The sequence below is a fragment of the Mangrovimonas sp. CR14 genome, from assembly GCF_011764015.1.
Taxonomy (GTDB): Bacteria; Bacteroidota; Bacteroidia; order Flavobacteriales; family Flavobacteriaceae; genus Mangrovimonas; species Mangrovimonas futianensis.
Genome location: NZ_JAAFZY010000005.1, coordinates 151839 through 174369, shown reverse-complemented (window position 1 = coordinate 174369; position 22531 = coordinate 151839). Strand labels below are relative to the sequence as shown.

General features: G+C 35.4%; 27 protein-coding genes. 14 read left to right on the top strand and 13 right to left on the bottom strand.

Annotation, left to right across the window (positions count from 1 at the left end; all coding sequences use genetic code 11):
- Nucleotides 1-12: 12 nt before the first annotated feature.
- From GZ212_RS11575 to GZ212_RS11545, 7 genes are all read left to right on the top strand, one after another.
- Entirely contained in the window at nucleotides 13-999 is a 987-nt protein-coding gene (locus GZ212_RS11575) for a stage II sporulation protein M (protein WP_166960351.1), read from the top strand.
- Nucleotides 977-1846, top strand: coding sequence for a hypothetical protein (locus GZ212_RS11570; protein ID WP_166960348.1), 870 nt, complete (start codon nucleotides 977-979; stop codon nucleotides 1844-1846). Before GZ212_RS11575 ends, GZ212_RS11570 begins: the two co-directional genes overlap by 23 nt.
- Nucleotides 1847-2578, top strand: a complete 732-nt coding sequence (locus GZ212_RS11565) for a DUF4129 domain-containing protein (protein ID WP_166960345.1) — start codon at nucleotides 1847-1849, stop codon at nucleotides 2576-2578.
- Entirely contained in the window at nucleotides 2575-3804 is a 1230-nt protein-coding gene (locus GZ212_RS11560; protein WP_166960342.1) for a DUF4350 domain-containing protein, read from the top strand. Before GZ212_RS11565 ends, GZ212_RS11560 begins: the two co-directional genes overlap by 4 nt.
- The gene (locus GZ212_RS11555) at nucleotides 3786-4769 is read left to right on the top strand and encodes a MoxR family ATPase (RefSeq protein WP_166960339.1); all 984 of its coding nucleotides are present in this window, start codon (nucleotides 3786-3788) and stop codon (nucleotides 4767-4769) included. The genes GZ212_RS11560 and GZ212_RS11555 overlap by 19 nt, the downstream gene beginning before the upstream one ends.
- A gap of 11 nt (nucleotides 4770-4780) precedes the next feature.
- The gene (locus GZ212_RS11550) at nucleotides 4781-6112 is read left to right on the top strand and encodes a DUF58 domain-containing protein (protein WP_166960336.1); all 1332 of its coding nucleotides are present in this window, start codon (nucleotides 4781-4783) and stop codon (nucleotides 6110-6112) included.
- 110 nt (nucleotides 6113-6222) lie between these two features.
- Nucleotides 6223-6645: a DUF2141 domain-containing protein gene (locus tag GZ212_RS11545; protein ID WP_053971697.1), complete on the top strand. Its 423-nt coding sequence runs from the start codon at nucleotides 6223-6225 to the stop codon at nucleotides 6643-6645.
- A 51-nt stretch (nucleotides 6646-6696) separates the two neighbouring features.
- Here GZ212_RS11545 and GZ212_RS11540 read toward each other — a convergent pair whose 3' ends face one another.
- Nucleotides 6697-7176, bottom strand: coding sequence for a Dps family protein (locus GZ212_RS11540; protein WP_166960333.1), 480 nt, complete (start codon nucleotides 7174-7176; stop codon nucleotides 6697-6699).
- A gap of 114 nt (nucleotides 7177-7290) precedes the next feature.
- Between GZ212_RS11540 and GZ212_RS11535 the strand changes: the two genes are divergently transcribed.
- Entirely contained in the window at nucleotides 7291-8232 is a 942-nt protein-coding gene (locus GZ212_RS11535; RefSeq protein WP_166960330.1) for a LysR substrate-binding domain-containing protein, read from the top strand.
- Nucleotides 8233-8287: 55 nt separating this feature from the next.
- Here GZ212_RS11535 and GZ212_RS11530 read toward each other — a convergent pair whose 3' ends face one another.
- The 3 genes from GZ212_RS11530 to GZ212_RS11520 form a co-directional block, all read right to left on the bottom strand.
- Nucleotides 8288-8485: a hypothetical protein gene (locus GZ212_RS11530; RefSeq protein ID WP_053971694.1), complete on the bottom strand. Its 198-nt coding sequence runs from the start codon at nucleotides 8483-8485 to the stop codon at nucleotides 8288-8290.
- A gap of 134 nt (nucleotides 8486-8619) precedes the next feature.
- Nucleotides 8620-9420, bottom strand: coding sequence for a TIGR00266 family protein (locus GZ212_RS11525; protein ID WP_053971693.1), 801 nt, complete (start codon nucleotides 9418-9420; stop codon nucleotides 8620-8622).
- 65 nt (nucleotides 9421-9485) lie between these two features.
- Nucleotides 9486-9941 carry a DUF4442 domain-containing protein gene (locus GZ212_RS11520; protein WP_166960327.1) on the bottom strand — a complete coding sequence of 152 codons (456 nt, stop codon included), beginning with the start codon at nucleotides 9939-9941 and terminating at the stop codon, nucleotides 9486-9488.
- Nucleotides 9942-10085: 144 nt separating this feature from the next.
- Between GZ212_RS11520 and GZ212_RS11515 the strand changes: the two genes are divergently transcribed.
- The 5 genes from GZ212_RS11515 (at nucleotide 10086) to GZ212_RS11495 (ending at nucleotide 14427) form a co-directional block, all read left to right on the top strand.
- Nucleotides 10086-10532 carry a DUF4870 domain-containing protein gene (locus tag GZ212_RS11515; protein ID WP_053971691.1) on the top strand — a complete coding sequence of 149 codons (447 nt, stop codon included), beginning with the start codon at nucleotides 10086-10088 and terminating at the stop codon, nucleotides 10530-10532.
- A gap of 52 nt (nucleotides 10533-10584) precedes the next feature.
- Complete coding sequence (locus tag GZ212_RS11510; protein WP_053971690.1) at nucleotides 10585-10929, top strand: PadR family transcriptional regulator; 345 nt, start codon at nucleotides 10585-10587, stop codon at nucleotides 10927-10929.
- A complete protein-coding gene (locus tag GZ212_RS11505; protein ID WP_166960324.1) occupies nucleotides 10922-12694 on the top strand; it encodes a PspC domain-containing protein in 1773 nt (590 codons plus the stop codon). The genes GZ212_RS11510 and GZ212_RS11505 overlap by 8 nt, the downstream gene beginning before the upstream one ends.
- A 100-nt stretch (nucleotides 12695-12794) precedes the next feature.
- On the top strand, nucleotides 12795-13511 hold the full coding sequence (locus GZ212_RS11500; RefSeq protein ID WP_240923809.1) for a head GIN domain-containing protein: 717 nt from the start codon (nucleotides 12795-12797) through the stop codon (nucleotides 13509-13511).
- Nucleotides 13512-13596: 85 nt separating this feature from the next.
- Entirely contained in the window at nucleotides 13597-14427 is an 831-nt protein-coding gene (locus GZ212_RS11495; RefSeq protein ID WP_166960321.1) for a GIN domain-containing protein, read from the top strand.
- Here GZ212_RS11495 and GZ212_RS11490 read toward each other — a convergent pair.
- From GZ212_RS11490 to trxB, 5 genes are all read right to left on the bottom strand, one after another.
- Complete coding sequence (locus tag GZ212_RS11490; RefSeq protein WP_166960318.1) at nucleotides 14422-15006, bottom strand: YceI family protein; 585 nt, start codon at nucleotides 15004-15006, stop codon at nucleotides 14422-14424. The two genes, GZ212_RS11495 and GZ212_RS11490, sit on opposite strands and share 6 nt — an antisense overlap.
- 29 nt (nucleotides 15007-15035) lie before the next feature.
- Nucleotides 15036-16334 carry a hypothetical protein gene (locus GZ212_RS11485; RefSeq protein ID WP_166960316.1) on the bottom strand — a complete coding sequence of 433 codons (1299 nt, stop codon included), beginning with the start codon at nucleotides 16332-16334 and terminating at the stop codon, nucleotides 15036-15038.
- Between the two features lie 25 nt (nucleotides 16335-16359).
- Nucleotides 16360-16926: a YceI family protein gene (locus GZ212_RS11480; RefSeq protein ID WP_166960314.1), complete on the bottom strand. Its 567-nt coding sequence runs from the start codon at nucleotides 16924-16926 to the stop codon at nucleotides 16360-16362.
- Between the two features lie 173 nt (nucleotides 16927-17099).
- Entirely contained in the window at nucleotides 17100-19265 is a 2166-nt protein-coding gene (locus tag GZ212_RS11475; RefSeq protein WP_166960313.1) for a prolyl oligopeptidase family serine peptidase, read from the bottom strand.
- Nucleotides 19266-19394: 129 nt separating this feature from the next.
- Nucleotides 19395-20375, bottom strand: a complete 981-nt coding sequence (gene trxB, locus GZ212_RS11470) for a thioredoxin-disulfide reductase (protein ID WP_166960311.1) — start codon at nucleotides 20373-20375, stop codon at nucleotides 19395-19397.
- Nucleotides 20376-20563: 188 nt separating this feature from the next.
- On the opposite strand from trxB, the gene GZ212_RS11465 reads away from it, so the two are divergent.
- Entirely contained in the window at nucleotides 20564-20968 is a 405-nt protein-coding gene (locus GZ212_RS11465) for an arsenate reductase family protein (RefSeq protein ID WP_166960310.1), read from the top strand.
- Nucleotides 20969-21066: 98 nt separating this feature from the next.
- Here GZ212_RS11465 and GZ212_RS11460 read toward each other — a convergent pair whose 3' ends face one another.
- From GZ212_RS11460 to GZ212_RS11445, 4 genes are read right to left on the bottom strand one after another with little or no spacing between them, the layout of a single operon-like run.
- The gene (locus GZ212_RS11460; RefSeq protein WP_166960308.1) at nucleotides 21067-21501 is read right to left on the bottom strand and encodes a hemerythrin domain-containing protein; all 435 of its coding nucleotides are present in this window, start codon (nucleotides 21499-21501) and stop codon (nucleotides 21067-21069) included.
- A gap of 48 nt (nucleotides 21502-21549) precedes the next feature.
- On the bottom strand, nucleotides 21550-21762 hold the full coding sequence (locus GZ212_RS11455) for a DUF6327 family protein (protein WP_053971678.1): 213 nt from the start codon (nucleotides 21760-21762) through the stop codon (nucleotides 21550-21552).
- 4 nt (nucleotides 21763-21766) lie between these two features.
- A complete protein-coding gene (locus GZ212_RS11450; RefSeq protein ID WP_166960306.1) occupies nucleotides 21767-22117 on the bottom strand; it encodes a hypothetical protein in 351 nt (116 codons plus the stop codon).
- Nucleotides 22117-22452, bottom strand: coding sequence for a YtxH domain-containing protein (locus tag GZ212_RS11445; protein WP_166960303.1), 336 nt, complete (start codon nucleotides 22450-22452; stop codon nucleotides 22117-22119). The genes GZ212_RS11450 and GZ212_RS11445 overlap by 1 nt, the downstream gene beginning before the upstream one ends.
- Between the last annotated feature and the right edge of the window lie 79 nt (nucleotides 22453-22531).

Genomic DNA, 22531 nt, shown 5'->3' with positions numbered 1-22531 from the left:
AAAGCCCTATAAATGCGTGAAGCTGCTTTTGTGAAGCAAAATAAGGATAAATGGTCCACTTTTGAAAACCTTCTTTCAAATAAAATCTCCATGAATCCCGATGATCTCTCTGACCTTTATATCGAAATAACAGATCATTTGAGTTATGCCAAAACCTTCTACCCAAAAAGCAATACTGAATTTTATCTCAATCAACTGGCTTCCAGCGCTCATCAAAAAATTTACAAGACCAAAAAAGAATCTAAAAACAGGATCATCACCTTTTTCACCAAAGAATTCCCCATGGAATTCTACCACCATCAAAGAAAGTTACTCATTGCTTTTTTAGTTTTTGCACTATTCGTTATCATAGGAGCCTTTTCTGCAGCTAGTGAAGGGGACTTTGTTCGTTCATTTTTGGGTGATGGTTATGTCAACATGACCCTAGAAAACATTGAAAAAGGAGACCCCATGGCGGTGTATAAGCAACAAGGTGAGTTCAATATGTTTTTAGGCATCACACTTAATAACATCAAGGTAGCTCTTATGGCCTTTGCTTATGGCCTTTTGGTTGGTATTGGCTCTTTGTATATTATGCTGCAAAACGGATTGATGTTAGGTAGTTTTCAATACTTTTTTTATGAAAAAGGACTGCTTTGGGAATCAGCTAGAACCATTTGGATTCATGGAACCATCGAAATATCTGTTATCATTGTGGCTGGATGTGCTGGACTGACGTTAGGAGAAGGCATGCTTTTTCCAGAAACCTACACCAGACTAGAAGCTTTTAAAAGAGGTATAAAAAGTGGTTTAAAAATTTTAATGAGCACCATTCCTTTTTTTATCGTCGCTGGATTTTTGGAAGGGTTTGTCACAAGACATACCGAAATGCCCGATTGGTTAGCCATTTTTATAATTGCCCTTTCATTAGGCCTCATTCTATTTTATTACGTCTATTATCCAATTTATCTCAATAAAAAATCTACTAGTAACCAACATGAAAACATTCTTTCAATTTAAAAAGCAACGTGAACTCGGTGAAATCATAAGTGATAGCTTTGGTTTTATAAGACATGAATACAAGCCCTTTTTCAGTACCATTCTAAAAATTTGCGCCCCATTTATTTTAATCTATTTGGGTTGCATGGTTTTTTATCTATATGCAGCTGTAGACATGTTTGAATTCAACAGCTCTTCAAGAAATGGTTTGTTTAGTGGTGGCATCATGCTTCTTTCGGTTGGATTGTTTGTAGTATCTGCCATTCTAGCCTATGTTTTTGCAAGTGCCTCTGCACTGCATTACATCAAAAATTACATTCATAATAATGGTGTTATCAATGAAAGTGAAATAAAACAAGCGGTTTACCAACAAATCACCGGCTTTTTGGGCTTAGGAATTTTGAAATGGATTACACTAATAATAGGTGCTATGCTTTGCTTTCTACCCGTTCTGTATTTAATGGTCCCCATGTTTATAGTATTTTCCATTTATGTCTTTGAAGATAAAGATGTGTCTGATTCCTATAGTTACAGTTTTACCTTAATCAAAGATGAGTTCTGGATGACTTTCTTTACCCTAATCATCATGTACATTATTATTACGATTGCAGGTTATGCATTTAGTCTCCCTGCTTCGTTATATAGCATGATAAAAATAGGAACATTCTCAATTGAATTGGACCCATCGGATATGAGCAGTTTTTTTGACCCAATTATGATTCTTCTCAATATAATAGCGTACTTTTTTCAGTACGTGTTAAACCTTGTTTTGGTAATTAGTGCTGTTTTGGTGTACTTCAACCTTAATGAGAAAAAACACCTAACAGGTACTTTTGAGCAAATCGAATCTATCGGATCTGATTCTTAAATGAAATTATTAATCGGCATCTTATTTCTATTTACTACTTGGCATGGATTTGCTCAAGTAGATTCGTTGGTGGTTGCTGCCGATCACACGCCTCTTCAGGTTCAAGAAATTTCAGAATCAGAATTGGAGCCCTACCTCGAGGACTCCGATTTTGATTATTCGGAAACACCAACCGAAATTCCCTTTTGGGATGATCTCATGATTTGGTTAAGAAATCTCCTTTTAAAAATCTTGGAAGCCATTTTTGGGGTAGAAAAAGCGAGCGGTATTTTTAGCATGATTTTAAAGGCACTACCATATCTTCTGTTAGTAGTTTTGGTCTATTTGCTAATTAAACTCTTCTTGAAATTCAATACTAAAACACTTGTTACCGGGAAGAAACCTGAGGGCAGTATTTCTTTGACTCTCGAAGAAGAATTGATTAAAAAGGCAGACCTTGAAAACCTTATTCTAGACGCCTTAAAAGAAAAACAATTTAGACTCGCACTGAGGTATCAATATTTGTTGACCTTAAAACGCTTAACAGAAAAGGAATTGATTAACTGGCAACCAGATAAAACAAATACAGATTATATTTGGGAACTTAACAATTCTGACCTAAAAACCTCGTTTACCAACCTTACCCGAATTTACGATTATGTGTGGTATGGGTCGTTTCTTATTAATGAGGAAAAATACTTCAAGTACCAAACCGTATTTCAAGATTTCAACCAAACCATCCAAGCGGCATGAATAAAAAGGGGAAAATATATTTAGGTTTGGCCATCTTGATTATTGTTCTGATGGTTTTAGCCGAATACACCAAGCCAGAAAAGGTGAATTGGTTTCCATCCTATGCCAAACAACACAAAATTCCATTTGGAACTTATGTTTTCCACGATTTGTTGGAGTCCCATTTTGGAAAAGAACAACTGATTGATATCAATCAATCTCCCTATGAGTTTTTGACCTATAATGATTCTATTTCGGGAACTTATGTTTTGCTGAACAACAATATTGGATTAGGTGAAGACGAATTGGAAACGTTGCTTAATTGGGTAGACAAAGGTAACACCCTATTATTTGCCTCAGAGGAAATACCAAAAAGGCTTCAGGATACATTGCAATTAAAAACGTCTTTATTGAGCAATTTTGACAATATGGATAATGCGTTTTCATTAGGGCTAAAAAATCCACAACTTTCCTCCGATCTATTTCCATTAGATCGTATGGATTATATCAACTACCTCAAAAAAGTAGATTCATCTGATGTAACCGGGGTGGCAGTTATTGGTGCTATAAAGGAAAATACACAGCAATTAAAGGAAGAGCATATTACAACCGCATATCAATCCTTTGGCGAAGGACATATTATATTATGTACAACACCCCAAGTCTTTACCAATTATTTCATCTTAAAGAACACCAATAAAGACTTTACAGCAGGACTGATGTCTTATTTTCCTCCTGAAGAACCCATTTTATTTGATAATCACTACAAAACGGGAAAGACATTTTACATCTCTCCCTTGTACGTATTTTTAAATAACAAAGAATTGAAATGGGCTTATTACCTCATGCTTTTAGGCGTTTTGCTGTATGTTATATTTGAGGGTAAGCGCAAGCAAAGACCGATACCGGTTATTCCTCCATTAAAAAACCAAACCTTGGATTTTACCAGAACCATTTCAAACATGTATTTGGAACAAGGAAAACACAAGGAAATGGCACATCATAAAATTCAATATTTTTTAAATTTTATTAGAACCCATTACTACTTAGATACACAAACAATAGACAATCAATTTTTATCTCAACTATCGGCTAGAAGTAACAATTCCCTAGACGATACCAAGGCTCTGTTTGAATGGATTGCATCGTTAAATAAAGCCTTAAATGTTAGTGTAAAAGAATTGGAGTTATTGGAAACCAAAATAGACACCTTTAAATCAAAAAATACATGGAAAGCGACAACTTAGAATTTAATAACCGCGTCCCGCTAGAAGAATTAAAAATGGCCGTTGAGTCCATTAAAAGTGAGTTGGGAAAAGTGATTGTAGGCCAAGAAGAATTTATTGACCTTTTGATAGCCGCTTTGTTGGCTGATGGCCATGTTTTAATAGAAGGTGTTCCTGGTATTGCCAAAACGGTAACTGCCAAATTATTTGCCAAGGTATTGAAAACCGATTTTAGCCGTATTCAATTCACTCCAGATTTAATGCCAAGTGATGTATTGGGAACTTCGATTCTCAACATGAAAACATCAGACTTTGAATTTAAATCTGGTCCTATTTTCTCTAATGTCATTCTTATTGATGAAATCAATCGAGCACCCGCAAAAACACAGGCTGCCTTGTTTGAAACTATGGAGGAAAGACAAGCAACCATAGATGGACACACTTATAAATTTGAAGATCCCTTTATGGTTCTTGCTACCCAAAACCCTATAGAACAAGAAGGTACCTATGCATTGCCAGAAGCGCAATTAGACCGATTTATTTTTAAGGTGAAGGTGGATTATCCTCAACTGGAAGATGAAATAAAAATTATTGAAACCCATCACCAAAGAAAAGGTGAAAAACCACATACTTTAATAGAATCTATCATTGATACCAAACAATTAGCCGATTTTAAAGAAAAAACCCAACAAATCCTTGTTGAAGAAAAAATCATTAGATATATAGCAGAATTGGTAACTAAAACCAGAAACCATTCCCATTTATATTTGGGTGGATCCCCTAGAGCCTCTATTGCCATTTTAAATGCCGCTAAGGCCTTTGCCGCCATGTCTGGAAGAGATTTTGTAACTCCAGAAGATGTTAAAAGAGCGGTCAAACCAGTCTTGAATCACCGCATTATTCTAACTCCAGAGAGAGAAATGGAAGGCCTAAGTACCGAACGCGTTTTAGATATGATCATACAATCTATTGAAGTACCACGATAAAATTTGAGTTCTTGAAATTTTTAAAATCACTTTACATTCATCCAAATTTTTTCAAGGTTCTAGCCCTTGGGTCAGCCTGTTTCCTCCTATCATTTTGGATTCACTGGTTATATCCTCTGGCTTGGGTATTGGTTTTAATCATTTCTCTAGTTGCCTGTATTGATTTGATCTTGCTTTACCGATTTAAAAATGCATTTGAAGCAAAAAGGTGGCTTCCAAAAAAATTTTCCAACAGTGATGACAATCTAGTCCATATCAGTTTACATAACCGATATCCCATCAAAACTTGGCTTCAAGTAATTGATGAACTCCCTGCGCAATTTCAAAAGCGTGATTTTGAGTATCGGACAGCTCTAAAACCAAATGAAACAAAAGATTTCTCTTATACTGTAAGACCTGTAGATCGTGGAGAATACATCTTTGGAAACCTCAATGTTTTTGTTTCCACCGGACTCAAAATAATCAAGCGAAAATTTACATTTCAAGAACATGATACCGTAGCAGTTTATCCTTCGTTTGTACAAATGCAGAAATATGATTTTCTAGCTATCAGCAATCATTTAACCGAATTTGGCTTTAAAAAAATAAGACGTATTGGGCATACCCAAGAATTTGAACAGATTAAGGAATATGTGCCTGGAAATGATTTCAGAACCATTAACTGGAAGGCTACAGCAAAAACAGGCCAACTGATGGTCAATCAATATCAAGATGAAAGGTCCCAACCTATTTATTCCATCATTGATACAGGACGCGTCATGAAAATGCCTTTTGAAGGATTAAAACTATTGGATTATGCCATTAATGCTTCCCTCGCTTTTAGTAATGTTGCTTTAAAGAAACACGATAAAATAGGCTTGCTTACTTTTTCCAAAAACATAGAAGCTTTTTTACCTGCCCAAGATAAACTGACCCATTTAAATAAAATCATGGATCAGTTATACCATATCGATACTCAGTTTCAGGATTCTGATTTTGGAAGACTTTATGCCCAAGTAAAAAGACAAATAAGTCATAGGAGCATGCTCATGCTTTATACTAATTTTGAACATATTAGTGCTCTTAAAAGACAATTGCCGTCCCTTCAAGCAATAGCAAAAAAGCATTTACTCGTCGTTATTATTTTTGAAAATACGGAACTAGAAGAATTAATTTCTATACCAACCCAAGACTTAAACAGCATTTACCATAAGACTATCGCCGAAAAATTCAGCCTTGAAAAGTATACGATGGTAAGGGAATTGCAAAAACACGGGATACAAACCATACTTACCAAACCAGAAAACCTGACTGTCAATGCTATTAATAAATACCTAGAAGTAAAAGCCAAAGGGCTTCTATAAACCTTTTTACAATTCACTCCACTTTCCCTACAATTCAGGAAATAATTATTTCCAAATTTGTGTTATTCAACAATCTTTGAAGTGTATTAATCAAGAAACACATTACAATTATGAGAACTCTAGCTATTTTTATCGTTTGTCTTTTGACGCAATTTGTAACACAAGCTCAAGAAGAAAAATCAACTTACACAGTAACCATTCATGTCAACAATTTTTTAAATGAAAAGGGACATGCTTTAATAGGGCTTCACAATCAGGAAACTTTTATGAAAGGAAAGGGCATTGAAGGATACAAGAAAGAAATAACCGATGGAAAGGTGCAGGTCACATTTGATAATGTGAAGCCAGGAACCTATGCCATCATGGTGTTACATGATGAAAATGACAACAACCGCATGGATTTTGACGGTTCAGGAATGCCAGCTGAGTCTTATGGAATGAGCAACAATCCGATGTTATTTGGACCTCCATCCTTTAATGACGCCAAATTTGAGGTTACCGATCAGGATATCGAAATGACTGTCAGGTTTTAAAAAAAAGGCGCCCTAGGATAAGGGCGCTTTTTTCAATCTTTCTATTATTAATTATACAGTTTCACCAAGGAAAGCTTTCATCATCCAAACGGTCTTTTCTTGCTCGGTGATAAAATCACTCATCATGGAATTGGTACCTTCATCATCAAACTCATCTGACTTGCCTAAAATATCTCTTTCAATTTTAAGCAATTCTGTTAACGAATCAACAATCAATCTCACTGCTTTTTCATCTTCCGAAATATTTTTACCTACTGGTACTTTAGCCGAATTCGTATAATCCTCAAAAGTATGTAGCGGTGTTGATCCTAAAGTTAAAATACGTTCTGCAATTTCATCTACTTTTAAATTCGCATCGGTATATAATTCCTCAAATTTTGCGTGAAGATCAAAAAATCGTTTTCCTTTAATATTCCAGTGAATACCTCTTAAATTTTGGTAATACACTTGAAAATTAGCCAAAAGCACATTCAGGTCTTCTGCTAATGCTTTGGTATTTTTTTCATCTAATCCTATACTATTCAATGTCATATCTATGTGTTTTATTATCTTATTTCTACTACAAATTTAATCTATAATTAACAATCTATTCGATAAGTTTTATTGATAGTTTTTATAATTTTATAGCCGCAATCAATATAACTTATGACAATAACTCAACTATATTATGTCTTGGCTGTAGCCGAACATAAAAACTTCACAAAAGCTGCAGAAAAGTGCTTTGTAACTCAGCCAACTTTGAGTATGCAAATTCAAAAATTAGAAGATGAATTAGACGTTTTAATTTTTGACAGAGGTAAAAAACCCATTGAATTAACTGAAGTTGGAAGAAAAATAGTTATTCAAGCCAAAAACATTGTAAATGAATCCTACCGAATTCAAGATATAGTCGACCAACAGAAAGGCTTTATTGGGGGAGAATTTAGATTGGGTATCATCCCAACAGTCATGCCTACCTTATTACCCATGTTTTTGAAAACTTTTATCAAAAAATACCCAAAAATCAATCTTAAGATTGAGGAATTAACAACGGAGGAGATCATCTCTAGAATTACCGAAGGTCATTTAGATGCGGCTATCGCTGCAACTCCTCTAGAGAATGAACATATTAAAGAACGCGTTTTATATTACGAACCATTTGTTGGTTATATTCCAGAGAATCACAAACTCCATTCTCAAGATAAAATCAAAATAGAAGAGTTATCGTTAGATGATATGCTACTTCTAGAAGATGGCCATTGTTTTAGGGAGGGCATCATCAATTTGTGTAAAACGTTTAAAAATCAAGAATCAGATCAATTCCAATTAGAGAGTGGTAGTATTGAAACCTTGATCAAATTATCAAACGAAGGTTTGGGAATGACTTTACTTCCTTACCTACACACCTTTGATCTTAACGAAAATTACAAGAAAAACCTACATTACTTTTACGAACCGAGTCCGGCAAGGGAAGTGAGCTTGATTTATCATAAAAGTGAACTAAAGCTTCAAATTATTGAGGCGCTTCATAAAGTTATTACAGGCATTGTAAGAGGAGCTATTGCCTTCCAAAATGTAAAAATTGTTAGTCCACTTCCTGTGAAATGACAACAAACAACTTAAAAATAAAAAGAGCGACTTTTCAGTCGCTCTTTTTATTTAATTATGGTTTTAAATAAATTAAACATTGATTCAATTCTGGGTTTTGTGTAATCAAGGAATCAATAAAGACTTTTAATTCTTCAATTTCATACGGTAGTAATCTTTGAAGGGCCTTTTGAACTTCCTTGCAAAATAATGAAACATCAAAACTCACTTTTCTAAGTACCGTTTTGGTGTACTCAAACATTGCTCTAGCCATAATTTTAGGGTTTAGTTTTTGGTAGTAGTGTTTATAAGCACTCAGTTATTTAGTTTCATTAAATGTAATAAAAAAACGTTTGAGTGTGAGAAATAATTTAAATTTTTAACAAAAAATATCAACTAAGTTATTAACTAAAACCGATTATCGCCATCTAGTAAATCACCTAAACCTCCTAAAATACTACCTTCTCCTTTATCCTTTCCTCCTCCTTGAGGTGCACTTGCCAAAACTCTTCCTGCCAATCTGCTAAAAGGTAACGATTGGATATAAACGGTTCCTGGTCCCTGTAGTTTGGCAAAAAACAAACCTTCTCCACCAAATATGGAGTTTTTGATACCTCCTACAAACTCTATATCATAATCAACGTCCTGGGTAAACCCAACAATACAACCAGTATCCACCTTGAGAACCTCACCTGCTTGCAAGGTCTTTTTGGCCAAGGTACCTCCAGCATGCACAAAAGCCAGTCCGTCACCTTCTAATTTTTGCATAATAAATCCTTCTCCTCCAAAGAATCCCCGGCCTAAACGTTTACTAAACTCAATACCCACGCTCACACCTTTTGCAGCACATAAAAAGGCATCCTTCTGGCAGATAAACTTACCTCTGTATTCCGTTAAATCAATAGGAATTATTTTCCCTGGGTAAGGGGACGCAAAACTGACACATTTTTTACCCACTTGTGTATTATAAAAAGCGGTCATAAATAAGCTCTCTCCTGTTAGTACACGTTTTCCTGCTCCTAAAATAGAACCTAAAAAACCTTTATTCTTTTCAGAACCATCTCCAAAAATGGTCTCCATTTGAATGCCTTCATCCATCATCATCATGCCTCCAGCCTCAGCGACAACGGCCTCTTGAGGATCTAATTCAATTTCTACATATTGCATTTCTTCACCATAAATCCTGTAATCTATTTCGTGTGATGTCATTTTATTTCGTTTTTTATTGATTATACACTATTAGTGAAGAAAATGTTCTATTCGTTACATCATCCTCAACTTTTAACCTTTATAGTCCATTCAAACTGAAAATTAGAAACCTCTACCCCTTCTTCATTAACTCCCGTTGACCGCATCCAAATGGTTTGTCCCTCCCCCGTTTCAATAGCCTTGGCTATGGTCTCATCCAATTGATTCCCATCATGACAACTAAAAGTAATACGTCCAGTTGCCTTTTTGGTAAAGTTACCTTTGTTATTGGCTACAAGCATGGAAATTTTCTTTCCACTTTCTTTAATCTTCATCATCATCAAGGCACCTGTTGTCAATTCGGCGGCCATTCCTTGAACTGCCCAAAACATGGAATTAAAGGGATTTTGATTAAGCCACTTATGTTTTACAGAAACAACACAGCTTGAAGCATTAATTTCCTTAACACGCACGCCCGTTAGGTAGGCTGAAGGAAGTTTAAACATTAAAAATGTATTGAGTTTACTGGGTGAAATTTTCATATATATTTAAAATAGAACACCAAATTACTGAAAATACTCAAGACTTCAATTGTTAATAATTTGTTAATTTTAAGTACTATGTTTTGCATAATACCTTCTTTTAGATATATATTTGTATAAGAAATTACTATATGAATTGAAATCATGTTAGACAACCACCAAAAAAATATCGCCACTTTAATACATCTATCTACTTTCACCAGGTTCTTTTTCCCTTTGGGAAATTTCATCGCGCCTATTGTTTTATGGGCATTGAATAAGGATAAGTCAGAATTTGTGGATAGCCACGGGAAACAAGCTATCAATTTTCAGATAAGCATTTTATTATATGCCTTAATATTAGGCAGCATTGCTATCCCATTGTTTGCATTCAATCTATTTAGCGGATTTGATTTTATCAATTTCAACAATTTTGATCATTTTCATATCAGTATTAGCAAACCGTCTCCTCTTCTTTTCATCACAGGAGGTTTAGGAGTCATCGCTTTTATTGGTTTCATCATAGAACTTGTATTAATAATAAGAGCAAGCTTAACGGCTAGAGAAGGGAAGCCATATCACTATCCTTTCACCATCAATTTCATCAAATAATCATCATATCAATCAAAAAATGAACAGTTTCACATCTAAATCGAATTAAAACATGAAGATAGAAAACACAAAAGCTCAAATGCGTAAAGGTGTTTTGGAATACTGCATCTTATCCATCCTCAGGGATGAAGATGCTTATGTAGCAGAAATTCTAGATACCTTAAAAGACGCCAAAATGCTGGTAGTGGAAGGTACCATCTACCCTTTATTGACCCGTCTTAAAAACGCTGGACTTCTTAACTACCGTTGGGAAGAATCTACTTCAGGTCCACCGAGAAAATATTACGGACTTACCGAAACTGGTAAGCTCTTTCTTAAAGAATTAAACACCACATGGAGCGAATTACAAAACGCTGTAAACCTAGTAACAAGCCAAAAAATAAAACGAGATGAATAAGACAGTCAACATAAATTTAGCAGGTATATTTTTTCACATAGATGAAGATGCATACTTAAAATTACAACGCTATCTTGAGGCTATTAAACGTTCATTTACAGACTCTCAAGGTCGAGCAGAAATAATTTCTGATATCGAGGCCCGTATTGCCGAATTGTTTAGCGAGCGTGTAAAACACGACAAACAAGTTATAGGCACCAAGGAAGTTGAAGAAGTCATTGGCATTATGGGACAGCCTGAAGATTATTTGGTAGACGACGAGATTTTTGAGGACGAACCTATGTCTTCCTCTTACAGCAAGTCAACCAGATCATCATCAACCAAAAAGCTATTCCGAGATCGCGACAACTCCTATATTGCTGGGGTATCTTCTGGTTTGGGTCACTACTTGGGTATCGATGCCATTTGGGTACGTTTACTTTGGATCTTGCTTACCATAGGTTCTGGCGGTACGTTTATATTTATTTACATTCTTTTCTGGATTTTGGTCCCTGAGGCCGTAACTACCGCTGAGAAATTGACCATGACCGGAGAGCCTGTGAATATCAGCAACATTGAAAAAAAAATTCGAGACGGGATTGATAATGTCTCCGAAACGGTAAAAAACGTTGATTATGAGAAATACGGGCAACGTGTAAAAAGTGGTTCTAAAAATTTTTTTGACACCATAGGCGATGTCCTTTTATTTCTCTTAAAGCTCTTTGCTAAATTCATAGGGGTCATCTTAATTATCATTGGCGTTTCGCTGCTCTTCGGACTCATAGTAAGCTTATTGTCATTTGGTAGTTCCACCTATTTTCATCCATGGTGGCTTGATTACCCAGATGCACTAAACACCACAGGATTACCATTATGGTTGGGATCGGTTTTATTGTTCTTCCTTTTCGGAATTCCATTATTCTTCATCCTTTATTTAGGCTTAAGAATTTTGATTACCAACCTGAAGTCTATAGGTAGGGTTGCCAAATTCACACTGTTAGGTCTTTGGTTATTATCCATAGTAGGATTGGTTGTAATTAGCATCAAAGAAGCATCACACTTTGCACTTGAAAATTCTGTATCGCAAACAGAAAAACTGACCATCAACCCACTAGACACCTTACAAATTAAGATGGTGGCTAGTGATTATGACAAGTATAAATATGGTATGCACAGAAGCAACGGTTTTGAGGTAAAGTACAATACCGAGGATGAAAAAGTAATCTTTTCAAGAAATGTAAGGCTTACCATTAAATCGACACAAGATTCTGTAGCTAGCCTTATAATAATGAAAGAAGCTAAAGGAAGTGATTTTATTGAAGCCAGAAACACAGCAGAGAATATTGACTATAATTACAGCTTCAATGGAAAGACCTTGTCATTGAATAACTATTTACATACTGATTTCGAGAACAAGTTTCTAGACCAGAATGTCAACTTGGTACTACAATTACCTGTGGGAACTGTATTTAAGTTAGACCAAAACACAGCTTCATTTTTAGACCACAGAAGCTATGAGGGTGGATTGGTTTCCTTTAGCGACGCCTCACATTTATTAATGGTCATGGAAGACGAAGTCATCTGCATTGATTGTGATGTTGAAGACGAATTTGATGTAAATATCAATATCCAAAAAGAGGAAAACGGATTAATCATCAACAGTCAAGGCATCAAGATCAAAGACAATGGTGATAGTCTCGAAATAAATAGCGATGGTATCAAGGGATCTTCTGATGATGTGAAAATGGATATTACAGAAGATGGCATCCACATTACCAACGAATAACAATTAAGCCATCAAATTTAACAACTGAAGGAACTATAATTTTAAGAATCAATTAATCATCACATATTTACAATCTAAAATCAATCAAAAATCTATTATCATGGGAACAATTGCCAAATTAATCGTAACAGCCATTTTATCACTACTGTTAAACTCTTGTATGTTTGATATGGGGGTTCGTGGAAATGGAAACGTTGCTACGGAAAACCGACCGGTTTCTGAGTCCTTTAATGCTATTGAAGTAAGTCGAGGTCTAGATGTGTTCATCACCCAGGGCTCCTCAGAAAGTGTTACTGTAGAAGCAGATGAAAACCTTTTAAACATCATAGAAACTTCAATAAATAATGGTGTTTTAAAAGTAACTGCCAGTCAAAATATTTCTCATGCAGCATCCAGAAAGATCTTTGTAACAGCTAAAACCATCCAGTCTATTTCAGCGTCTAGTGGAAGCGATGTGACTACCACCAACCAGATACAGACAGACCATTTGGAATTAGGAACCTCTAGCGGAAGCGATCTAAATCTTAAGGTTCAGGCCAATTCCATCTCCGCCAGATCTTCAAGTGGTAGTGAACTGGATCTTGAAGGAAGCGTCAATAACTTTTCGGCTACGGCCAGTAGTGGAAGTAGCATTGATGCAGAAAAACTAATTGCAATAAATTCGCAGGTTAAAGCTAGTAGCGGCTCAGGCATTACTGTGAATACGCAGAAAAAATTAACTGCAAAGGCCAGTAGTGGTGCTGATGTGAAATATATTGGGAATCCAGAAATTTTAGACAAAACCGATGGGGTTTCTGGTTCTGTAAGACAAGAATAAATATCATCTGACCACCAAAAAATGCCATCCTGTTGTGTTTAAAACATATCAGGATGGTTTTCTATATTTGCACCAAACCATTTATATGAAGAACATTTTACTAACCTGTTTGATTGGATTCTCTATCATTCAGTCTGCTTTAAGTCAAGAAAAAATAAAAGGTAACAAACAAGTTACTACCGTAGAAACAAAAGTTGACCCCTTCCATAAATTGGTGGTTGGCGATGATTTTGAAGTTATCCTAAAAAAATCTTTTGACACGTCTGTTGAAATAGAAGCTGATGAAAACCTTCACGATATCATTCATATTACAGTTTCAGAAGGTGCCTTGGTAATAGAAACTACAAAACGAATTGTTTCAAGTAAACGATTAAAAATCACGGTTAACTATAACAGTGACCTAAATTATATTATAGGGAAAGGAGATTCTGAAATAGCAGCGATTAGCACGATGGTCACGGATAACCTTAAAATAGAAGCCAGAGATGATGCTGAAATTTCCTTGAATATAGAAACAAGCTATTTTCAGTTGAATGGGCATGGAAAAGGTGACATGAAATTTAATATAAAAAGCGATTCTACAACCTTGGACCTTAATGAAAATAGTAAAATAGAAGCATTAATAAATAGTCAATCACTTAAACTGGACCTTTTTGATAACGCCTATGCGACTTTAGAAGGAAATTTGCAAAAATTGGACTTGAAATGTTCTGGAAATTCAGATTTAAGAGGAAATAATTTAACTACAAATACAGCTAAAGTTTTTATTCAGGATAATGGCGAAATTTCCATTCATGTCAATAATTCCTTTGAATTAGAATCTATAGGTAATGGAGATGTGGATCTTTATGGAGCGCCTCAAATTACCATTCACAAATTTGATGGTACCTCACAATTAAAGAAAAAGGAACTATAATTTTTGAAAGAAGAGATTGAAATCGATATCAATATCATTACAAACTTTAATCATACCCATCGCCTTTTTAGGGGCTTCGAGCTCGTAGTCTGTGATATTGATTCTTAAATTACCTTTAACTCCTAACTTAACGCTATCAGAAATATTGACAGGTACTTTATAGCGCTTGGTTCGATTACAAATAGTGACATCCATTGTGGTGTAAACCACATGATGTTCAATATTTTCTTTAGTAATTTCTATAAGCTTTAGGGAAATATCAGGAAAGACATCGGTTTGCATCAACTTATTGAAGTCTTTGTTGATCATTTTACTACCGCAGTCAAAAGCTGTACTCTTTAAAATTAAATCGGTGTTTGTAAAAACAAGCTTATCGTTTTCCTGTTTGAAATTTACTTTTTGTTTGGTTTCCACTCGGCTCATATCATAAGCACAAGTGAACTTGTTAACATTAGTGGAGCCTATAATTTTTAATTCACTCCTTTCGGATATCAGGTATGTTGCTTCATTAAATCCCTTATCATCTATTAGAGATTTAAAACATAACACACTGACCAGAATTAAAATTATAGGCTTCACTTTATAAATTTAACCAAATTTTCTGGAAATTAGAAACTAATTACAGCTTCTACTACTACTCCATTAAATTGACCATCATATAAAATACTAGTATTGTCGTATCCATCATATTTTTGATTCACATACTCAACTTTTGCTAAAATGTTTTTGGTCATAAACCAACCGGCACTAAGTTGTGTTCTGTTGATATCTGGTTCAGTTCCATTAGCTAACTCCCCTTTAACAGTGTTGTAACGTCCACCTACGTAGAAGTTTTCAGTGCTTCCAAATCTGTAGATAAGTTCTCCTGCAAATTGAGTTGTTTTACGGTCATCTACTTCAGATGAAGCTCTACCACTAACAAATTCTGCAGTTCCGAAGAATTCCAAACCTCCAAATTTCACAAATGGATTGAACATAATAGCTGTTATACTGTTTCTGAAACCTGGATCATAACGTCCTGATCTGAATGGGCTAGAAGCAGATGCTTCCTCATTTTCCATAACAAAATAGTATCTAGAACCAGCACGGTCTGCAGTATATAAGTAGTTAGAAGGCACGTAACCTGTGTTATACAAAGATCCTGTTAAACGCACTCTTAGGTCATCACTAAGTTGACTGTCGTAACCTAATTTTGCCAAAAATGAAGCTCCACCAGTTTTTCCATTAGATCCTGTTGTTACAGATTGGTTTAACTTACCATTAGAGAAACCTACCATACCGATAAAACCATTTCTTTGATAGTAAACCTCAGCACCTACTTCTGTAGTAAACGAATCCATAATTAAGTTTCCAACAAATGGGTTGAACATGGCTTGTGCATTGTCAGTTCTTCTAAAGTGGGCATCACCATAGTTATTCTCCATGTGACCTACTTTAATAGTGGTGTATTTCATTAGTTCACCTAAAGTACCTTCACTAATAAAGTCTAGGTTATCAATTTGAAAATATCCACCTTTTACGTAAGGTTCTGGGTGGTGACGAGAAGACAAATAAGTTCTTAAGTGCATTCTCACACCTTTTGCCAAAGCTACATCTAAATCTAAGTTGGCAGTAGCTAGGTTAAAGTTGCTTCCAATTTCTTTTAATGGAAGAACTGTTCCGTCATCAATTAAGTTTTGAGGCACACCATTTTCGTGATCAATAGCTTGGAATTGAAGAGTAGATGATCCACCTATTCTAACCCTTACTCCATCAAATGTGGAGATAGTATCTTTAGGCGCTTCAAATACATTGATACCTCTTTGATCTGGATCTCTATAATTATCCAAATGTCTTTTCTGTGCTTGTACGGCGCTAAAAGAAAGCACCAATAGAAATAAAACCGATAGTTTTTTAAAATTTTTCATTTCTAGTTTCGTTTTTGTTAAGTATTTATTTAAAAGTTGTATTAAATTTGATGGTAACCTTGTCTCCAGTTTTAATGGTTCCCATTAAAGCTTTAGGCGGGTCGATACCAAAATCCGTCATTTTTATGGATTCACTACCTGTTAAGTTAACGCCACTTGGAAGCTTAGTTAAAAGCATTTCAAAGTTGACCTTCTTAGATGCCCCCGCAATCGTTAATGTTCCTGCCACATTCAATTTAAAGGTGGAGTCATCTACCTTTTCCAGTTTGTTGACTTTAGAAAATTTAAAAGTTACGTTTTTGTACTTTTTAGTGTTCAAAGCTTTATAGGTATTGCTATCCATACCGCTTTTTCCACTTTTTAAACTTTCTGAAACAACTGACATGTTAAGGTTAGAAATTTGACCGGCAGCCAAATCACTAAACTCAATAGTTCCTGAATAATCTTCGGCTTCAATATCCCAATCATGTAGACTGGATGTTCCGGAAATAATGATCGATGATCCTGTTTTTTGGATCTTAAAGCTTTGCCCGATTGAAGAAATTGGACACAGCAACAAAGCCACGATGGCTAATTGGATAAAATGTCTCATATCTGATTAATTGTTTGATACAAATGTAATACGGAATGCAATTCAAAAACATGACATAAATCATACTATGTGTAACTTTTATCACACAACCTTTACTAAACCGTTATAGTTCTAAAACTTCTTTTAAAAAATAAAAAACCTAGACTAAACAATCTAGGTTTTGGGTTATATTTTTAGTCCTTAATGGGTTCTTTCATCTTAAATTTCGGGTGTCCCGATTGCCAGTAAAAAAATGAAAACACATTCGAAAAATTATTTAATGCCTTCGTTAAGGCGACACCGCCTCCATGTCCGCCTTCAAAATCTGTCAAGAAAAGAACCGGTGAGTCACCTACATTATCATGTTGTAACTTGGCCGCAAATTTTGCTGGCTGCCAGGCTATAACTCGAGGATCATTAATCCCAGCAGTAATAAGGGTTGCTGGATAGTCTGTTCCCGGCTTGAGATTTAAATAAGAATCCATCTCCAATAAACCCTTGAACTCTTCTGGATCTTGAACCGTTCCAAACTCAGGCGTATTTACTGGTCCGTTAGGTGTCTCTTCCATTCTTACCGTATTCATAGCTCCTACCATGGGTGCGGCAGCCACAAAAAGATCTGGACGTTCAGTTATAGAGCGTCCCACCAAGATCCCCCCTGCACTACCTCCAAAAATGGCTAATTTATCAGAAGATGTGTATCCTTCTTTAATAACATATTCTGCTGCGGCTATGGCATCTTTCCACGTATTAGGCTTATTCAACTTTTGACCCGCTTTATGCCATGAATCTCCTAACTCTCCGCCGCCTCTTACATGAGGAACTATCAAAACCCCATCATAAAGAGTATAAGCCAATGTAATAGGGCTAAAAAACGGACTTGTTGAATTTCCATAAGAGCCATAACTATAGATTACCCCAGGATTGGAGCCATCCAATTTGATGTTTTTATTATAAATAATAGAAACAGGCACCATAACCCCGTCATGAGAAGCAACCATCACTTCTTTAGCTATTAAGTCTTTAAGTTCTGGGTACTCTGCTGGAGTAGAAAGCGGTTGATATTCAAATACATCGTCCTTAGGATGATAAAGATATCGCTTGTCTGGTGAAGTCCATCCTGAGATGGAAATCCAAATATCACTAAATTCTGAGCCCTTATTCGATAAAGAAGCATCACCCGCCGTAAAAGGTAGTTTTAATTGCTTAGGAGTAGATGAATTGTATGCTAAAAAATAAACTTGAGCCTCTACTCCATTTTTCATGGTAGTATAGTACAAGCCATCTTTTGTTAATTTCATCCCTGTAATAATTTCATTCTTGGATTCGGGAACTACAGTAGTTGCTTTAGATATATCCAAATCTTGTAGAGATACTTTTTTAATCTGGTAATTGGGGCTATCCAAATACGTCATGAAATAAAGATGCTTATCATTGACTTCATAATCAACAATCAGGTCTGACCTTTGGGATAAGGACTTCCATACTTTTGAATTACCAGATGGCGATTGAAAATAAGCTCTTGTGTTTTTATCTACGGAAACTATAACCAAAACATTCATTCCTGCGTTTTTGTCATAAATTATCATTGGAATCTCCATCCCATCGACACCTAAAGTCCCGTATTCTTTTTTAGAAAAGTATATGGTATCCGCTTCTTGTTCGGTTCCCAATTGATGCACATAGACATTCGTAAACATTTTTCGGTTCATGTCAGTCACATCGGCAGAATGGAATTTGTTGTAGTAGAATGCATCTCCTGAAGGCAGCCAAGAAATCCCGCGTCCCAATTCTATGGTTTCTTTAAATTTCTCTCCTTCACTAGTAAAAATAAGTGTTTCTGGATTTTCAGATCCATTAGCTGCCAGCGTTACGGCAACCTTATCCCCTTGAACATTAGGGGCAATCCCATTAATGGTGTATGTCTTTCCAGAATCTTTTTTGTATTTGTTAGGGTCAAAAAAGAGCGTTTCCTTGCCCTCATAACCATCACGTTTATACATTTTAAAAATCTCTTCTCCAGGAACGCGCTTTAAATAAAAGTAAGTATTATCATCTGTAATCCTTAAACTGCTTATGGCCGCAGATGTTCTATTAATCAATTCCATCATCTTGTCCAGCATTTCTTGTTTGCCAGAAATGTTATCCAAAACAGAATTGGCATATTGGGCATTACCCTTCATCCAATTGATAACCGCAGGGTCATCTAAGTTTTCCAGATACTGGTATGGATCTTCAATGGTAACACCATGGTAGGTATTCTTTACAATGTTTTGAGGAAGGACTTCTGGTTGAGCCAATTTTTGAGACCAAACCATGGCGCTTACAAAGAGACACCAAGCATATAATACTCGTTTCATGTTAGAGGTTTTAGAGTGTTTTTAATATGCTATTAATAGACTACTACAGGGAATCTCCTTCTAATATACAAAAAAAACCGAAGCATATGCTTCGGTTTCAATAACTTACAAAATATCTAGTTTGTATTTCTAGTTGTATGTTGAAGTACTTACTTCAAATGTAGCATCTTTTGAAGCTAAATATCTTTCTGCATCCAAAGCTGCCATACAGCCTGTTCCAGCAGCCGTAATAGCCTGCCTATACACATGGTCAGCTGCATCACCGCTTACAAACACGCCCTCAATATTGGTACGCGAAGAACCTGGCTTATTAATAATGTAACCGGTTTCATCCAATTCCAAAAAGCCTTTAAAGATATCAGTATTAGGCTTATGACCAATGGCAACGAAAAATCCGGTTGCAGGAATTTCAATAACTTCTCCCGTTTCTTTGTTTCTTGCCTTTACTGCTGTTACTAATTGACCATCACCTATCACTTCCTCAGTTTCGGTATTCATCAATATTTCAATATTAGGTGTATTTCTAACTCTGGCTTCCATGATTTTAGAGGCTCTAAATTCATCTCGTCTAACCAACATGGTTACCTTCTTACAAAGGTTTGATAAATAATGTGCTTCTTCACAAGCAGAATCTCCAGCTCCAACAATAACTACTTCTTGATTTCTATAAAAGAAACCATCACAAACAGCACATGCAGAAACTCCACCTCCTAATTTTAAATATTTTTGTTCAGATTCCAATCCCAAATATTTGGCAGAAGCACCTGTAGAAATAATAACGGTATCACAGTGAATTTCTTTCTCATCGTTAACCCAAACTTTATGAACCTCTCCAGAAAAATCCACCTTGGTAATCCATCCATTTCTTACATCGGTTCCAAAACGCTCTGCTTGTTTTTGTAATTCCATCATCATTTCTGGACCAGTAATTCCATCAGGATAACCAGGAAAATTTTCTACTTCATTTGTGGTTGTCAATTGACCACCAGGTTGGGCTCCTTGATACAAAATAGGATTCATATTGGCTCTTGATGCATATATTGCCGCCGTATAACCCGCAGGACCTGAACCAATAATTAAACATTTCACTCTTTCTATTGAATCTGACATAATCTCTTATCGTTAATTACACTAAACAAAAGTAGGTTTTTTGGTGAAAACCTTACTTATAAGTTATTAACAGTTCTAATAGAACTATTTGATTTTCTTATTAAAGAGGAATTAAAATTACTTTAACAGAAACTTCCAAGATAATAGCTTAATTTTAAGGGTAATGTCTAACAACAAAAATGATGTCTGTGATTTCTACCAACAAAAGCACCAATAAACTATTCTTCAATTCGCAATCCAGTTTAGGGAAGCAAGTACTTGGCTACCTACAAGCTTCAGACCATGAATTATTGACGATTGATATACTTCAAACAAAGGTTACAGGAACCCAATGGAAGGAATTGGCCGATGGTTTACATAAATCCATAGGTGAATTAGTTGACAAGCAACATCCCACATTTACTGAAAACTATGATGAAGATTTAGATTTGGATGAAAATGATTGGATCAAGATCTTGAATAAACACCCTGAAGTATTAGCTTACCCAATCTTAATTTTTGGAGAGAAATATTTACAGATTAAAAATCCTTCTGATATCGTGGAACAATTAAGTTTCGACAGCAAAGCCATTGACGAAAAAAAATACCTTTAAATTGGAATTTTAATGGTTCCAATCTTAAAGGCAATGACCAACACAATTCACATAGAAACTGTTTTCACTGAAATTGATAAAGTATAAGGTTGTTATAACTACCTATTTTCCTCCATATAATCCATATATTCCTTGGCTAAAGCGGTTTTTTGGTTTTCTGAAAGAACCTTACCAGAAAGTTGAAAGAATTTATGCTCTTCGTCTTCCAAATGATGCTCTACTTTATGCTTTAAATCCTTTGCTATTTTTAACCATGCCGAAGAATCATATTCAGTTTCTTCAAGTTCCTCAATAAGTTCATCTATTTCATGATGTTCGGCTATACCATGTCTGGCTTTTTCCTGCATGACATCCACATCTATTAAAGGCTTGTAATAATGCCTTTCTTCAGCATTAGCATGCACCTGGAGTTCTTTTTTTATTTTTTTGAAGAGTTCATCCCTTTTTTTGCTATCTCCGGAAGTATCAACCAATTTATCGAGTAAATCTCTTTGAATGTCGTGATCTTTTCTGATAGCTTCAAATATGTTCATACGTAATATAGATTTTGAATTTTAATTATTTCGGCAAGCAAAAAGGATTTACTTGCTTTTTGTCAAGAATTTTTTCATTAGCATAAATAGTCCAAACTTGCTAAACGCACTAAATACGGTTTGAACCCAATTGGCCGGTGTCAAATCGTCCTGCAAATCGTTACGGACACCCTTCAGTTCTTCCTGTATGATTTGGCGCTCTAACTTAAGACGTTTTAAATCATATTCTATGTCTTCAAAAGATTGGTAATTTTTATTCATAATGTTAATTGAAGAATTTTTCAGACATTTTGGTGATAACCACTGAATTGATTTTTTGCCTGAATTGATAGGCTATCAAGCCCAAAATGAAGAATAAAAAAGCCACTACAAGACAACCTAAGGCCAAACTGCCTAAAAGTTTTCCAATGGACCAAGCTGCTGCCGCAGCTAGAAATAGAGAGCCTACAAAACATAGGCTCCCCACTATAAACATTTTCACAACCATACTAATTGATATAGTAAGTTGTTGAAAAACTTTAAGTTTAATGTAGTCCTGAGTATTCTTTATATATTTCTCCCCAAGGTCGGTTGCTTTGGAAGAATTTTCACTAATCGACTCAAAAACGTTACTCATTAAACGACTGGTTTTTGATATTTTTTATTCTTAGCTTTTAAATCTGCAAGTTTTCTTTCCAAAGTTGTAATAACATCTTCTGCCTTATGACTGGCATCAGAAACAATATGTTCAACTTGCTCATCCAAAGTTTGCTTTTTTGTAGAAACACCACTTACTACAGCATCTTTTAAATGCATTGCATTTTCCGTAAGACGCTCTTTGGCTATATTGGCTTCATCTGCAATTTTCTTTCTTGTTTTTTCACCTTTATCCGGTGCAAATAAAATACCAAGAGTAGCTCCAATTGCTGTTCCAGCCAAAAGACCTAATATCGTGCTGCTATCTTTTCCCATAATTTTCGTTCGTTTTAAATTAGACAATAAGTTTTACGATTCTAAGTTAAGAAATTACCTACTCAATGTCGTTAAATAA